The organism is Streptomyces prunicolor NBRC 13075, from assembly GCF_000367365.1.
Lineage (GTDB): Bacteria > Actinomycetota > Actinomycetes > Streptomycetales > Streptomycetaceae > Streptomyces > Streptomyces prunicolor.
In genome coordinates, this window is sequence record NZ_BARF01000025.1 from 35003 (window position 1) to 50297 (window position 15295).

Consider the following 15295-nt stretch of genomic DNA (forward strand, 5'->3'; position numbering starts at 1 on the left):
GGCGGTTACTTCTGGGTGAGGATGCTCTTGGTCTTGGACTGCATGTCGGCGAAGACGCTGTCGCTCTTCTGCCCGGCGAAGTAGCCCTCGATCAGCGGCTCGATCGCGTCCTGGAGGGCCGCGCCGTTGCGGAAGTCCGGCGAGGGGTAGAGCTCCTTGTTCTTGAGCATGTCGGTGAAGACCGTGAGGTCGACGCCCTGTGCCTTGAGGACCTTGGCGGAGGCGTCCATCGAGGCGGGGATGGACGGGAAGAAGGTGCCGGTCGCCGACGCCTTGGTCTGGCAGGCCTCGGAGCCCATGTAGGAGACCCATTTCCAGGCCAGGTCGGGGTTCTTGGTGCCCGCCCAGATGGTGTTGCCGTTGGAGTTGCTGAAGACGGCACGGGTCTTGTTGTCGGCTCCGAGGACCGTGGGAGCGATGCCGACCTTGATGTCGGGGATCTTGGCGAAGGTGGACGCCGTCCACGATCCGCCCGTCTCCATCGCGACCTTGCCCGAGGAGAGCAGGTCGACGTCGGACACGGTGTTGGTGAACGTACCGATCTTGGGTGCGTAGCCCTTCGCCACCAGCGTGCGGATCCAGTCCATGGTCTTCACCAGGCGCGGATCGTTGTAGTTCAACTGGGTGGGCCAGTTGGCCTTGTTGCCGAGCCGCCAGCCCGTCGTGGAGACGAAGGAACTCCACGTGGACTGGCCCAGGAAGTCCTTGGCGGCCAGCTGGCCGAAGCCGTAGGTCTTGATGTTCGCCTTGTCGAAGCCCGGCTCGTCACCGCGTCGGCCCTTGGTGTCGACGGTCAGATGGGCGATCATCTTGCCGATCGTGCCGCCGTTGTCGGGGTTCCAGTTCAGGCTCTGGACGTCCTTGGCGGTGTAGCCGGCTTTGGTGAGCATGCCGGTGTTGTAGTAGAGGCCGGTGGCCGCCCAGTCCAGGGGCAGGCCGTACTGGTGGCCGTCGGTGTACTTCCACGAGTCGACTCCGACGGAGAACCGCGACAGGTCGAACTTGTCCTTCTTGATGTAGTCGTCCAGCGGGAGCAGTTGGTGCTGGTCGGCGTACTCCGGGAAGAACTGGACGCTGTTCTGGAACGCGTCGGGGGCCTTGCCCGCCACGAAGCCGGCGGTGAGTTTGGTGAAGTAGTCCACGACGTTGTACTGGGTGATCTTCACGTTGACGCCGGGGTTGGCCTTCTCGAAGTCCGTGGCGCAGACCTTGTAGGCGGCCGCCTGCTTGTCGTCCCAGGTCCACCAGTTCAGGGTCGAGGAGCCGGAGGAGCTGCTCGAACCGGAGGAGCAGGCGGACACGAGGGCCGTCAGGGTGAGCGCGGCTCCCATGGCCACGGCCTTGCGAACTCTCATGGTTCCTTCTTTCACTGGTCACTTGAGGCCGAGGAGGCTTTCACCGGTCACTTGAGGCCGGAGAAGCCGATGGAGTTGACGATGCGTTTGCCGAAGGCGATGAAGAGCAGCAGCATCGGCAGCGCCGCGATGAGGGCGGCGGCCATCAACCCCGCCCAGTCGGGGGCGGCTTGGGGCGAGGACTGTTTGAAGACGCCGAGGGCGAGGGTGAGGGGTTGGACGCCCTGGTCGTTGGCGATCAGCAGCGGCCAGAAGTAGTCGTTCCAGGCGTTGACGAACATCAGCAACGACACGGTGGCGATCGGCGCGGACGTCATCGGCAGGATGATCCGGAAGAAGATCCGCAGCGGTCCTGCGCCGTCGATGATGGCGGCTTCCTCGACCTCGCTGCTCAGGCCGAGCATGAACTGTCGTAGGAAGAACAGGGTGAAGGCCTGGAAGAGGCCGCCGGGGAGGATGAGTCCGGCGAAGGTGTCGGTGAGCCCGAGGTCCTTCACGAGGACGAAGTTGGGCAGCAGCGTGAAGACGCTGGGCACCATCAGGGCGCTGATCAGGATGTTGAACACCAGGTCGCGGCCGCGCCAGTGCAGCCGGGAGAACGCGTAGGCGGCGGCTGCCGAGATCAGCACGACCAGGGCCGTCTGCACGGACGCGTAGATCAGGGAGTTGCGCAGGTAGAGCGCGATGTCGAGGGTGGCGCCGGAGCCGCCCTGGGCCTGGGCCTGCGCGGTGGAGGCGAGGCCCAGGACCCGCTCGAAGGCGCCCCAGGTGAAGCCCACCGGGAGCGGTGAGGACGGGTTGGTCGCCAGCTGGTAGTTGTTCGACAGCGCGGTGCGCAGGATCCAGTAGAACGGGAAGAGCGTGACGAGGACGATGATGCCGAGGTAGGTCCAGGCGACGGCCCTGCCGGGCGAGAACCTGCGGGTGTCGTTGCGGGTCGGGCGGCGCGGGACGGCCGCCGGGCCGGGTGCGATGGTGACAGCCATGGGGGCGGCCTCCTTCAGTTCAGGTCGGATTCGTTGGCGCGGGCGAGCCGCAGCTGGGTGAAGGTGACCGCGATGAGCAGGGCGAAGAGGGCGAGCGACATGGTGGCGGCGTAGCCGAAGTCGAACTGCCGGAAGGCCTTGCGGTAGATGTACATCTGCAGCACGTTCGAGGCGTTGGCCGGGCCGCCCTCGGTGGTGACCTGCACGATGTCGAACACCTGGAAGGAGTTGATCACCGTCAGGACGACGACCATGACGAGGATCGGCCGCAGCAGGGGCACCGTGAGCCGGCGGAACATCTGCGCCTCGCTCGCGCCGTCGACCCGGCCCGCCTCGTAGATCGTCGAGGGGATGGTCTGCAGGCCGGCGAAGATCAGCAGGGCGTAGTAGCCCATCCACTTCCAGACGCTGATCGCGGCGAGGGAGGGGATCGCCCATCCCCCGCTCCCGAAGAACAGGATGGAGTGGCCGGTCAGGTGCTTGAGGGCGATGTTGACGATGCCGAGGGTCGGGTCGAGCATCCACTGCCACACCAGGGCGGCGATGACGTTGGAGATCAGGAACGGCAGCAGGATCACGCCGCGCAGGACCGACGACCGGGTCACCCGGTGCAGCACGACCGCGGTCACGAGGGAGATCGCCGTGCCGAAGCCGACGGACAGCAGGACGAAGTAGACGGTGACGAGGAGCGAGTGCCAGAAGACGTCGTCCCCGAACAGCTCTCGGAAGTTGGCGAGGCCCACCCACTGCGGCGGGGTCAGGACGTGGAAGTCGGTGAAGCTGAGGTAGATGCCGCGCAGGGTCGGATAGGCGTAGAAGGTCGCGAAGCCGACCACGGCGGGCAGGATGAGCAGCAGGGCGACGGGCAGGTCCCGGCGTCGTGCCGCCGCCGACCTGGTGGCGGCGGGTCGCCGTGTTTTCCTGGTCGGGCCCTTGCCCGGTGAGGTGGCCGTGGTGGCCACCGCGCCCGGTTCACCGGGCCGCGGTTTCACCGGCGTTGCGTGGTTGCCCTGTGATGTGACCACCACAGCACCCTCCTTCGTGTGTTGCGTGTCCAACTGGTGGAGCGTCGGGCGTGGTTCAGACGGTGATCTTGTCGATGTCGGGCGCGTTGTCGGTGGCGTTGCCGAAGCGGAGGGTGTTGTCCCCGGCCTTCAGCGGCACCGGGACGGTGAGCGACTGCGGGGCACCCCAGTTGTTGTCGTTGGTGCCGGGCACCGGGATCTGGAGCGTGGTGTCGCCAACGGACAGGTCGATGACGCGACTTGAGTCGCCGTCCACGTAGTCCAGCGTCAGCAGATACGTGCCGTCCTTCGGCGCGCTGACGTGGTTGACGGCTACTTCCCCGCCGCCGAGGTTGCCGACCTTCTGTCCGCCGGAACAGCCGTCGCAGCCCGCGACGGTGGCGTTGCCGGTGAGGGTGTTGCCCGCCGCCTCGGCCTCGTAGGCGGTGGGTCCGCCGGGCGCGGGCGTGGTGACCCGAACCGCCTTGCTCGGAGCGGACGTTCGGCCATTGGCGTCGCGGGCGACGACCGTGAAGGCGTGGGCGTTCGCGGCACTCAGTCCCTGGACGGTGGCTGCGGTGCCGGTACTCGTGGTCAGCGGCCGGCCGTCGGCGTACACGGTGTAGCGGGTGACGGGTGAGGCGCCGGTGTTCACCTTGTCCCAGGCCAGCGAGACGCTCGTGGGGGTGGCGGCGGTGCCCCGAACGCCCAGCGGAGTACCGGGGTCGGCGCTCTGCCGGTTCGGCGTGAAGGTGAAGAGCCGCGAGCCGTGCGGCGGCAGGTTCTCCGTCAGGTGCCCGGAAACCCGGCCGAGGTTCTTGTGCTGCCACAGGTCACGGACCGACGCCGTTCCGCTGATGCCCAGGTCGGCGAAGTCCGCGGTCACATCGGCGGCCTCGGAACCCAGGTTGAACAGCGCGACGGTGTAACTGCCGTCGGGATTACGGGCGTACCAGGTCTGCTGGCTCGTGGTCTGGCTGACGGGACGTGCCGGATGACCTGCCTGGTCCACGGCGATGACCTCGTCGTTGGTGAGCAACTTCAGCCCGTACGCGTCGAGTTCGGTGAGGTCGTCACCCGAGTACAGGGGCGCCGACTCGATGGCCCACAGGGTCGTGTAGCTCTGCCGTTCGGCCTCGGTGAGACCGTCCATGGCGCCGACTCCGACGTTCAGGGAGTCGAGGTTGTTCCAGTGCCCGGGTCCGGCGTCGTCGATCCACTGCACGACGTCGTTCCAGCGCACCTTCAGGGAGTTGTTCCAGGTCACGAGCGTGTCGCAGTAGCACTCGACGTCCGTGTCGATCCGCCAGCCGTTGGAGTTGGCCTTCCAGGTCTCGGCCTGCGTGTGACTCAGGGACCAGGACAGCGTCAACTGGGCGGGCCGGCCGGTCTGTTGGAGCGCGGTGTGCCAGGCCTTCACGTCCGAGGTGTTGTCGTGGTCCGTGTCACCCTGCCCCGAGCCCGGTCCCACCCCGTCGACCTTGAGGAAGTCCACGCCCCAGCCCGCGAGTTGGTCGGCGAGGGAGTCGACGTACTTCTGCGCGCAGGGGTTGGCGAAGTCCATCTTGTACGCGGAGTTCCACCCGTTGGTCTTGCGCAGGTCGGGATAGACGATGTCCGAGGTGGTGCAGCCGGGGGCGTTGTGGATCGCGGTCGTCCCGTCGCCGTACGCGGCGGGGTCGAGGCCGACTGCCAGGTACAGCCCGAACTTGAGGCCCTTGTGGTGGAGGTAGTCGCCCAGGGACTTCATGCCGTGCGGGAAGGTGCTGGCGTTGGGCTTCGGCCGGGCGTACTGGTCGAAGCCGTTCACCCACCCGGCGTCCACGTTGATGTACTCGTAGCCATGGGACTTGAGCTTCGAGGCGACCACGTCGGCCTGCTGTTTGATGTGTGCCTCGGTGAGCCAGTTCACCCCGCCGTAGCCGGGATAGCTGGTGGCCTCCAGGCTCCAACTGCTCCAGCCCATGTACGGCTTGGCGGCCAGGAGGGCCTGCTGCTGACCCGCGCTCGTCGGCGTCGGGGAGGCGTCCGTCGCCGACGCGGCGGCCGGTGCCGCGAGGGACACCACGAGAGCGGTGGCGGCCACGACGGGGAGCTGCCGGAGGCGCACACCGCCCGCGCGGAGTCTGTGCCGCACAAAGGACGCTGGTCCTGCTGGACGAGCCATGTGTTTACTCCATCTCGGCGCGAAAAGGCACGGCGCGGCCCTGGGGAGGACCGGAAGGTGCCCCTTGCACGGTCAGCCGCATGGGGAATGGGTGAGTGGGCGTCCGAATCCGCCCACGTGGCCGTAGGGCAACGCCTGTTGGAGAGCGCGGCCCGCGATGACTTGGGCGGCCGGTCGAGGAGGAAACCGGCCGCCACCTGCGTCGGTGGACGTCCCATCCACCTGTCCTGAGGTGCCGCGAATGTAGTCAGGCTTTTCTTCCAACGTCAACATATTGCGCAGCGCGAATCATCGACATTCGTGGAAGGAATGAAGCTGGATTCGGGAGATGAGTACAGAAGTTCGGGCGATGAGCGCGGAGGGCGGACGCCGGGCGACGCGATCCGTCTTCTTTCTTCTTTTCCAATGGAAATGTATGGTCGCCGCATGACGCTCGCCGATCAGCCACCCGCGGCCGCTCTGCTCTTCCAGACCCTTCTCGCCCACGGCCCGCTCACACGTGCCGAGATCGGGCGCCGTACCGGCCTCTCACCGGGTGCGGTCACGAAGGTCGCCACTCCCCTGCTGACCGACGGCTGGATCAGTGAGCTGGGCCGCTCGACCGAGCGCACCCAGGGCCGGCCGGCCACGCTCATGACGGTACGTGGCGAGCGTGCCCGCTTCGTGGGTGTGAAGATCACCGGTGACGAACTCATCGGTGCGCTCACGGACTTGACCGCACGCCCCCTGGCCACCGCGCGGGCCGTGCTCGGTTCGCGTGACGTCGGCACGGTCGTCCTGGCCGTCGCCCGGCTCGTCGACCAGTTGAACGCGGAGGCGGCACCGCACGCACCGGGAGCGCTCCACGGCATCGGCGTCACGATCTCCGGGGACGTCGACGGCCACACCGGGACCGTCCAGTACTCCCCCTTCTTGAACTGGCGCCGCGTACCCCTCGCTCAACTCGTCCAGAAGGCAACGGACTTGCCGACCGTCATCGAGAACGACGTCCGCGCCCTGACCGTCGCGGAGCAGTGGTTCGGCGTCGGGGTCGGGCTGTCGTCCTTCGCCCTGGTCACCGTCGGCGCGGGCATCGGCTGCGGCATCTCCATCGGCGGCCGGGTCGTCTCCGGTGCCCACGGCGTCTCGGGGGAGGTCGGCCACCTGCCCGTGGGCGGCACCGACCGGGTGTGCACCTGCGGCAACACCGGTTGCGTCGAGGCCGTCGCCTCCACCCAGGCGATCACGGAACAGGCCCGCCGGGCGACGGGCGACCCGACGCTCACGATGGACGGCGCGGTCCGCCTCGCCCACGCCGGCAACGCCGACGTCCGCGCGGTCTTCGCCCGGGCGGGCCACGCCCTGGGCCTGGCGCTGGCGTCCGTGGCCAACCTCATCGGACCGGAACGCATCATCATCTCCGGTGAGGGCGTGGCCACTTACGACCTCTACGAGGACCAGATCCGCACCACCTTCGCGGCCCGTGCCTTCGGCGCCGCGGCCGACTGCGACCTCGTCGTCAGGCCCCTCCCCTTCGAGGAGTGGGCCCGCGGAGGCGCCGCCGTAGCCGCGCAGCACGTCTTCGCTCCCGCCAAGTAGCCGACGCCCAGAGCGAGTTGCCCTCTTTCACACCGTCCCGAAAGCACACGCCATGCTGAAAGCTTTCACCGATCAGAACTTCCCTGATATCCGTGTCCCACCCGGAACACTCCGCTACGACCGCCCCGCCACCCGCTGGTTCGAGGCCCTCCCCATCGGCAACGGCCGTCTGGGCGGCATGGTCTACGGCGGCACCGACCGGGAACGCGTCCAACTCTCCGAGTCGACCGCATGGTCGGGCGGCCCCTCCGCAACAGACCTGAACCCGACCGCCCGTCAGCAGGTCCCCCGCATCCGCGAACTCCTCTTCGCCGGAGAGCACGCCGAGGCACAGCGGCTCGCGACCGAGCATCTCCCGGGCAGAGCAAGCTCGTTCGGGACCAACCTGCCCCTGCCCGAAGTGCAACTGGCCTTCCCTGGCAGGGCTCCGGCCCAGGACTACCGGCGGACCCTCGACCTGGACACGGGCCTCGTCACGGTCACGTACGTACAGGACGAAGTCCGCTTCACCCGCGAGGTGTTCGCGACCAACCCCCATGACCTGATCGCGATCCGCCTGACCGCGGACCGGCCCGGATCGCTCACCTTCGCCCTCTCGATCGGGGACGGCGTACTCCCCGGGACCACGACAGCCGCTGACTCGTCTGTCATCTTCGCCGGTCACGCGTACGAGAGCCTGCACAGCAGCGGACAGCAGGGTGTCGCGCTGGAGATCCGCGCCCACCTCGAAGCCGAGGGCGGCACCGTGCACCACGCGGGAGACACGCTTCGCCTGGAAGGCGCCAACAACGCGCTCGTCCACATCGTCGTAGGAACCGACTGGGCAGGAGCCGACCCACGGGCGCGCACGGAATCGCTGCTGTCCGCAGGCCTGGAGGCCGGTTACGCGTCGGTCCGGGCGGCACACATCGCGGACCATCGGGCGCTGATGCGACGGGTCTCCCTCGACCTCGGTTCGGCGCCACCCGAACTCACCGCTCTGCCCACCGATGCCCGCCGCGAGCGGCTCGCCTCGGGGAAGGCCGACGCCGAACTCATAGCGCTCTACTTCCAGTTCGGCCGCTACCTGACGATGGCGGGCTCCCGGTCCGACTCCCCTCTGCCCCTTGCCTTGCAGGGTCTGTGGAACGACGGCCTGGCCAGCAGCGCGCCCTGGACGAACGACTTCCATCTGGACATCAACACCCAACAGAACTACTGGGCGGCCGAGTCGACCAATCTGGCCGAGTGCCACGAGCCGCTGTTCGGGCTGTTGGAGAAGCTTGCGGACCAAGGCCGGGCGACAGCCGAGGAGTTGTACGGCGCGCCGGGCTGGGTCGCGCACACGGTGACCAACGCGTGGGGGTACACGGCACCCGGTTCCGGTATCGGCTGGGGCATGAACGTGACCGGCGGGGCCTGGCTCGCGCTCCAGTTGTGGGAGCACTTCGAGTACGGCCGCGACGAGACATTTCTCCGGGAGCGCGCGTATCCGATCCTGCGCGGGGCCGCCGAGTTCCTCCTCGGCTACGCGGTCGAGGAGCCGGAGCACGGCTTGCTGCTGACCGGGCCGTCGGAGTCGCCGGAGAACTGGTATCTCGCGCCCGACGGCAGCCGGTGCTCGGTGTCCATGGGGGCCACCGCGGACCGGGTGTTCATGGAGGCCGTGCTGCGGATCTGCGCGGAGAGTGCCGAACTGCTCGGTGTCGACGCCGACTTGAGGAACAGGATCGCCGCCGCGCGCCGCCGGCTGCCGCCGTTGCGGATCGGGCGGGACGGCCAAGTGCAGGAGTGGCTGCACGACTACGAGGAGGCCGAGCCGAGCCATCGGCACACCTCCCATCTCAGCGCGCTGTTCCCCGAGCGCCAGATCACGCCCCGCACGACACCGGACCTCGCACGCGCCGCCGAAGTCACCATCGAGCGACGGCAACAGGCCCCGGGCTGGGAGCAGACCGAGTGGGTCGAGGCCAACTTCACCGTCTACTACGCCCGTCTCCTCAACGGCGACGCGGCCCTCAGGCACCTCACCAGCCTGATCGCGGACGCGAGCGAGGCGAACCTGATGACGTTCTCCGCGGGCGGGGTGGCGGGCGCCGCGCAGAACATCTACTCCTTCGACGGCAACTCCGGCGGTACGGCGGGGATCGCCGAGATGCTGCTCCAGTCCGACGGTCGGGACGTAGATCTGCTGCCCGCGCTGCCCGCCGACTGGCCGGACGGGAGCGTGCGCGGACTGCGTGCCCGGGGCGGTCTCACCGTGGATATCCGTTGGCGCGAAGGGCGGTTGGCCGTCGCATCGATCCGGGCGGCACGGGCTGCGGACGTACGACTGCGTTACGGCGCCGAGCTCCTCGAAGTCCAGCTCGCCGAGGGAGAGACGCTCGCCCTCGGTGTCGGCTGAGGGCAAGCGCCGGTGACCGCGTCACTGGGCGATCTGGCCGCCGTCGACGAGGAGGGTCTGGCCGGTCATCGCCGTCGCGTCGAGGGCCACGAACGCGACGGCGGCCGCGATCTCCTCGGCCTCCAGCAGACGGCCCAGCGGGATCTGGTCGATCCACTGCATCATCCGTCGCGGATCGTCCATCCCGACGGTGTCGAGGATGGGAGTGCGGGTCCGGCCCGGCGCGACGGCGTTGACCCGGACCCCGTACCGCGCCCATTCGACCGCGAGCGACCGCGCCAGCTGGGAGACCCCGGCTTTCGCGACGTCGTAGGCGACGTGGTACTCGGGGTTGGAGCCGATGAAGGCGGCGATGGAGGAGATGTTCACGATCGAACCGGACCCTCGGCGCACGAAGTGCCGGCCGAACTCGCGGCAGGCCACGAAGGTGCCGGTCAGGTCGACGTCGAGGACGCGGTGCCAGACCTCGTCCGTCACGTCGAGGGCGTCGTCCTCGTGGGCGATGCCCGCGTTGTTGACCAGGACGTCGACGCGGTCGAAGCGGCGTACGACCTCGCCCGCCACGCCCGCCACGGCCCGGGGGTCGGACACGTCCAGGGACAGGAAGTCGCCGCCCACCTCCTTGGCGACGGCGGTGCCGGTCTCGGTGTTGCGGTCGGTGACGACGACCCGTACGCCACGGGCCGCGAGGGCCACGGCAATGGCGCGCCCGATTCCCTGGCCCGCGCCGGTGACGACGGCCACGCGATCGTCGGTGTGCCCCTGGGGCGACTCGGTCATCTCGTTCCTTCCGTCGGTGGGTGGTCCGGGGTCTCAGAGGGTCTTGGCCGATCCCACTCCGGGGAGTTGCCATCGCATCCGCGCGGCCGGGTCGATCGCGGTCGACGCGCCGGGTCCGTGCGGACGTTCCATGAGTCCCTCCCGTACGACGCTGCGCTCGACGAAGGCTTCCTGGGTCCAGGGGATGAACTCGACGAGGGGCGGCACCTCCGACAGGACGGTGCCCACCAGGTGCTGGTGCACCTGCATCATGTCGCCGGCGTGCGGTGCGAACCGCAGGCCCCGTGCCGCCGCGTGCGCGGCGATCTGCAGGAACTCGGTGACGCCGCCGACCCGGGTGACGTCGGCCTGGACGACGCGGATGGCGTCGGCGGCCATGAAGGAGGCGAACTGGTGGTAGGAGTAGATGCTTTCGCCGGCTGCCACGTCCAGCCGTGTCGACGACTGGAGGCGGGCGTGGGCCTGGAGGTCGTCGGCGTGGAAGGGCTCCTCCACCCAGTCCATCGCCGCTTCCTCCAGGACCGGCATGATCTGGTTCGCCGTCGACAGATCCCAGCGCTGGTTGGCGTCGCACATCAGGGTCACGTCGTCGCCGAGCGCCCGCCGCACCGCGCGTACGCGCCGGGCGTCCTCGCGCCAGTCGGACCGGCCCACCTTGATCTTCACCCGGGACCAGCCGTGGTCGACCAGCGAGGTGAGATCCCGGACCAGTTCGGAGTCGGTGAGGTTGAGCCAGCCGCCGTCGGTGTTGTACGCCTCGACGCTCTCCTGCGTGCCGCCGAGCAGCCGCCACAGGGGCATGCCGGCCCGCTGCGCGGCGAGGTCCCACAGGGCGATGTCGACCATCGCAAGGGCCATGTGGACGACACCGGCGCGGCCGATCCAGTGCGTGGGCAGCCAGTACAGGCGTTTCCAGGTGCCCAGGATGTCCTCCGAGGAGGTGTCGAGCAGGGCGTCGGCGTAGTAGGAGAGGATCACGTCGGAGAGGAGCTCCGGGGCACAGTGCACACCGGAGATGCCCGTGCCGACGCGGCCGTCGGCGGTGCGGATCTCGACCACGGGCACCGTCCAGTGCGCCATGGCCGCCGTGGAGTCGGCGATGGGCCGCTTCAGGGGCACGGCGAGGCCGTAGGTCTCCACGGAGGTGATCACGGCACCGTCGTCGCCGCGAAGAAGGTCCGCTCCGTGCGCGGACAGCAGCCCGCGGGCGGTGCCGAAAGAAGTCTGCTCGGTCATTGTTCCAGTCGGCCATGGCCACCGGAACTCGTCAACAGCGAAATACGAATGCAGTTGATCTGCCGCGCAGATGACATGCCGTCACCGGGAATTTCCCGCCGGCGGTGGTTCGACGGCGAGGAGCGGAGGTCCGGTAAATGACGCTCGAACTGGCCTGGTTGCGTACCTGGGTCGAGGTCGTGGATACCGGCGGTTTCACCAGGGCTGCCGAAAAGTTGCATTTGTCGCAACCGCGGGTTTCGGCGCACATCGCGAATCTGGAACGCGAACTCGGCTGTCTGCTCATCGAACGCCGTATCCGCCCGCTCACCCTCACCGACGACGGGCGCGCGCTGCTGACCCGGGCACGATCTGTTCTGGCCGCGGCCGACGAATTGGTCACCGCGCGCCAGACCGACCTGGGCAACATCACGGGAACCGTGACGGTGGCGAGCTTCGCCAGCGGGAGTTCCGAATTCCTCCCGTCGGTCATCACGGCATTGCAGGACGAATATCCACGGATCCGGGTGGCGGTCCTGGACGGGGACTCGGGTTTCATCGAGGCGGCGCTGTCCGAGCGCCGGGTCTCGGTGGCCCTGCGCCCGGTCCGGCCCGAGCCCCATGACCATGGCTTCACCATGCGTCCCTTGTGGCGGGAGCCCTTCGTCATGCTCGCGCCGACCGGCCATCCCCTCCTCGACAAGAGCCAGGTCGAGTTGGCGGACTTCGCGGACGAGCGCGTGATCACCATCGGCGATCCGCTCGCCAACACCATTGTCGGTTACGAGGCCGAGGTCGAGTTGAGCATCAAGAACCTGGTCTCGCCGTACGGAATCGTGTCCCATCAGCCGACCACGCTCGGTGCGATGGTGCGTGCCGGACACGGAATCGGCATCATCAACTATCTGGGCGCGGTGATGATTCTGCGCGAAGGAATGGAAATGCGCCCCATTCACCAACTCAACCGATATCGGGACGTAGGAATCTGGTGGCACTCGGAACGACCGCTGGGCGCCGCCGCGCGGGCGTTCATCCGAGCGGTGGTGAAAGCGCCACGGCCTGAAGGCACAACCGCTGTTCCACCGGAGTGACGCGGCTCGGATCCATTCGCGGAACGAATGCCCGACATTCGCCGATCGGCGTTGACGGTCACGGGCGACCGGGGCGAGGTTGAGGGAAAACGAATGGAGTCGCGATGGCCGGAGTCCGCACGTACGCGAATCTCGATGTGGCAGTACGCAATGACACCTCGGACGTGGGTGAGGGGCCGGTGTTCGATCCCCGCACCGGGCATCTCCTCTGGGTCGACATCTACGGCTGCAAGGTGTTCGAGGACGACCTGACCGCCGGTCGGCAGACCGTCACGGACGTCGGCACGATGGTCGGAGCGGTCGCGCCCCGTGCCGTGCAGGACGGTTTCGCCGTCGCGGTGGCGGACGGGTTCGGGTACGTCACCGGCGGCGGGCTGACGCTGGTCGACCCGGTGCTGCCCGAGCCCAGCCTGCGTATGAACGACGGCAAGGTGGACTCACAGGGGAGGTTCTGGGCCGGCAGCAACGACATGGAGTTCGCGCCGGGCCAGGGCCGACTGCACCGGTGGGACGGCGACGGCCCGAGCGTCGTGGTCGCGGAAGGCCTCGTGCTCCCGAACGGCTTGGGCTGGAACGCCGAGGACACCGTCATGTACCTCGCCGACAGCTACGCCAACCTCCTGTACCGCGCGGACTTCCACGCCGAACCGGGAGAACTCGGCCGCCTGGAGGTACTGACCAAGACCGAGGGAGTCGGCGTCCCCGATGGTCTCGCCGTCGACGTGGAGGGGTGCTTCTGGGTGGCCATGCACGGGGGACGCGAAGTCCGACGCTACGACCCGACAGGGCGGGTCATCGGACTCGTACCGGTGCCCGTGCTCCAGCCGACGAGTTGTGCCTTCGGTGCGGACGGCCACCTGTTCATCACCTCCGCCCGACACGGCCTGTCCGCCGAGGAGTTGACCAACTCCCCGCTGTCCGGTTCGGTGTTCGTCGTCGAGACCGGGACGGAGGGGGTTCCTGTCCGTCCGTTCCGCGCCTGACCCAACTCGCCTTGGGACAGCACGCATTGTGGGGTGTTGGCGACCTACGGTCGATCATGTGAACCGTGAACGTCGTGACGGTCAACCACGCTCGCGGTACAGGTCACGCAGCATGGCGATCTCCGCTCCGTGGTGCAGCACTTCCTGGTTGACCCACCACACGATGTCGATGAACGGCTCCTCCGCGTCGGTCATGGGCCCGACCCGCGTGCCCGCCCCGTCGCCTCCCCACTACGAGGTGCGCGCACGCAGTCGGCGCAGCATCCGCGCGTCCTCGAATCCGACCGTGCGGGCGGCGGCGTCGATCGTGGTGCCGTGGCTGATGAGGTGCTCGGCGCGTTCGAGGCGGAGGGTCTGCTGGTAGCGCAGCGGGGTGAGGCCGGTGGCCCGGCTGAAGAGGCGGGTCAGGGTGCGCTCGCTGACGCCGACCGCCGAGGCGAGGGCCGGCAGCGGGAGCGCCTCGTCGAAGCGTGTGTCGATGAGGTCCTGGGCGCGGTGCACCGTGTCGTCCAGGTGGGACCGGTGCCGGAGCATCGCGCTGGTCTGCGGTTCGTGGCCGTTGCGCCGGGCGTACACGACCATGTCCCGGGCGATCTGCGCGGCTACGGCGGGCCCGTGCCGGGTCGCGACGATGTGCAGGGCGAGGTCGATGCCGCTGGCGATGCCGGCCGAGGTGATGACCCGGTCGTCGGTGGTGAACAGGACGTCGCGGACGACCGTCGCCTTCGGGTGGCGCAGGGCGAGTTCGTCCTGGACGTCGTGGTGGGTGGTGCAGTGACGGCCGTCGAGCAGCCCGGCCCGACCGAGTGCGTCGGCACCGGCACAGACACTGGCCACTGTCCCTCCGCGGACGTGGTGGTCGCGGAATACCTGCAAGGCCGTAGCACCGATGGCGGGCCCGTGAGCGAGCCGGAGCGCACGCCAGCCGGGCACCACGATCAGATCCTCGGGACCGAGCTCGGGCCAGTCGAGCTCAGCCGCCAGCGACAGCCCCTGGGCACTGGTGACCCGGGGCTGCTCGGCGACGTAGGAGAGCGTGTACGGGTGCCCGAAGTCGGCCGCTGTGGAGAAGACCTGTGCGGGTCCGGCCAGGTCCAGCAGGTGGACTCCGGGGACCAGGAAGAAGACGACGTGGCTGCTCACGATCCGGTCATCATGCCTGATGTGCGGCGGCGGCTTCCAGTTCGTCGACCGTCGCGATGGTGGCGAAGCGGCCGGCGAGGGCGTACTCGGTACGCCGGATGATCTCGTCGGCGGGGAGGGTGCGGGGGTCGGCGAGGAGTTCGGCGACGGTCCGGTCGGCCGGGGCGTCACGGTGCGGGATGGGGTTCGTGGCGGTCGCGTCGGTGACGAAGGTGACCTGGTAGCCGAAGTCGCTCGCGACCCGGGTGGTGGTCTCGACGCACTGCTCGGTGCGGATGCCGCAGACGGTGAGCTCGCGGACGCCGTGTTCGGTGAGGAGTTGTTGCAGGTTGGTGGTGGTGAAGGCGTTGTGCGAGGTCTTGTGGAGGAGCGGTTCGCCGTCCGCGCGCTCCAGGCCGTCGATGAGCCGGACGTGGCCGAGGGCCGGGTCGAAGACGTCGCCGCTGCCGGGTTCGGAGTGCAGCACCCACACCACGAGGTCACCGGCCCGGCGGGCGAGCTGGACCAGGCGGTTGGCCTGTTCGGCGATCTTCGGGTCGGAGATGGTCTCCCACAGCGGGCGGGCGCGGAAGGATTCCTGGACGTCGATGACGATCAGTGCTCGGGTCAT

General features: G+C 68.6%; 12 protein-coding genes and 1 pseudogene. 4 read left to right on the forward strand and 9 right to left on the reverse strand.

Features of this window, described 5'->3' with window-relative positions:
* Positions 1-5: 5 nt before the first annotated feature.
* The 4 genes from SPR02S_RS09935 to SPR02S_RS09950 are packed head-to-tail and all read right to left on the reverse strand — an operon-like array spanning position 6 to position 5482.
* Positions 6-1355, reverse strand: a complete 1350-nt coding sequence (locus SPR02S_RS09935; RefSeq protein ID WP_026150382.1) for an ABC transporter substrate-binding protein — start codon at positions 1353-1355, stop codon at positions 6-8.
* Between the two features lie 47 nt (positions 1356-1402).
* Entirely contained in the window at positions 1403-2341 is a 939-nt protein-coding gene (locus SPR02S_RS09940) for a carbohydrate ABC transporter permease (protein ID WP_019056801.1), read from the reverse strand.
* A gap of 14 nt (positions 2342-2355) precedes the next feature.
* Complete coding sequence (locus SPR02S_RS09945) at positions 2356-3369, reverse strand: carbohydrate ABC transporter permease (protein ID WP_019056802.1); 1014 nt, start codon at positions 3367-3369, stop codon at positions 2356-2358.
* 52 nt (positions 3370-3421) lie between these two features.
* A complete protein-coding gene (locus SPR02S_RS09950; RefSeq protein WP_019056803.1) occupies positions 3422-5482 on the reverse strand; it encodes a fibronectin type III domain-containing protein in 2061 nt (686 codons plus the stop codon).
* A gap of 456 nt (positions 5483-5938) precedes the next feature.
* Here SPR02S_RS09950 and SPR02S_RS09955 point away from each other — a divergent pair, with 456 nt between their 5' ends.
* Both SPR02S_RS09955 and SPR02S_RS09960 read left to right on the forward strand, forming a co-directional pair.
* Positions 5939-7090, forward strand: coding sequence for an ROK family transcriptional regulator (locus SPR02S_RS09955; protein ID WP_019056804.1), 1152 nt, complete (start codon positions 5939-5941; stop codon positions 7088-7090).
* 52 nt (positions 7091-7142) lie between these two features.
* On the forward strand, positions 7143-9473 hold the full coding sequence (locus tag SPR02S_RS09960) for a glycoside hydrolase family 95 protein (RefSeq protein WP_019056805.1): 2331 nt from the start codon (positions 7143-7145) through the stop codon (positions 9471-9473).
* A gap of 21 nt (positions 9474-9494) precedes the next feature.
* Here the strand turns inward: SPR02S_RS09960 and SPR02S_RS09965 are convergent, their stop codons facing one another.
* Both SPR02S_RS09965 and SPR02S_RS09970 read right to left on the reverse strand, forming a co-directional pair.
* Positions 9495-10253, reverse strand: a complete 759-nt coding sequence (locus SPR02S_RS09965) for an SDR family NAD(P)-dependent oxidoreductase (RefSeq protein ID WP_019056806.1) — start codon at positions 10251-10253, stop codon at positions 9495-9497.
* Positions 10254-10286: 33 nt separating this feature from the next.
* The gene (locus SPR02S_RS09970) at positions 10287-11489 is read right to left on the reverse strand and encodes a mandelate racemase/muconate lactonizing enzyme family protein (RefSeq protein ID WP_019056807.1); all 1203 of its coding nucleotides are present in this window, start codon (positions 11487-11489) and stop codon (positions 10287-10289) included.
* Between the two features lie 137 nt (positions 11490-11626).
* Between SPR02S_RS09970 and SPR02S_RS09975 the strand changes: the two genes are divergently transcribed.
* Both SPR02S_RS09975 and SPR02S_RS09980 read left to right on the forward strand, forming a co-directional pair.
* Positions 11627-12559: a LysR family transcriptional regulator gene (locus tag SPR02S_RS09975; RefSeq protein WP_019056808.1), complete on the forward strand. Its 933-nt coding sequence runs from the start codon at positions 11627-11629 to the stop codon at positions 12557-12559.
* A 104-nt stretch (positions 12560-12663) separates the two neighbouring features.
* A complete protein-coding gene (locus SPR02S_RS09980; protein WP_019056809.1) occupies positions 12664-13542 on the forward strand; it encodes an SMP-30/gluconolactonase/LRE family protein in 879 nt (292 codons plus the stop codon).
* An 81-nt stretch (positions 13543-13623) separates the two neighbouring features.
* Here the strand turns inward: SPR02S_RS09980 and SPR02S_RS62970 are convergent.
* The 3 genes and pseudogenes from SPR02S_RS62970 to SPR02S_RS09995 form a co-directional block, all read right to left on the reverse strand.
* A pseudogene (locus SPR02S_RS62970) lies at positions 13624-13734 on the reverse strand (DinB family protein); the annotation flags it as partial.
* A gap of 39 nt (positions 13735-13773) precedes the next feature.
* Positions 13774-14685 (reverse strand): GlxA family transcriptional regulator, encoded by a 912-nt coding sequence (locus tag SPR02S_RS09990; protein ID WP_019056811.1) that lies wholly within the window; start codon positions 14683-14685, stop codon positions 13774-13776.
* Positions 14686-14695: 10 nt separating this feature from the next.
* Positions 14696-15295: a cysteine hydrolase family protein gene (locus tag SPR02S_RS09995; RefSeq protein ID WP_019056812.1), complete on the reverse strand. Its 600-nt coding sequence runs from the start codon at positions 15293-15295 to the stop codon at positions 14696-14698.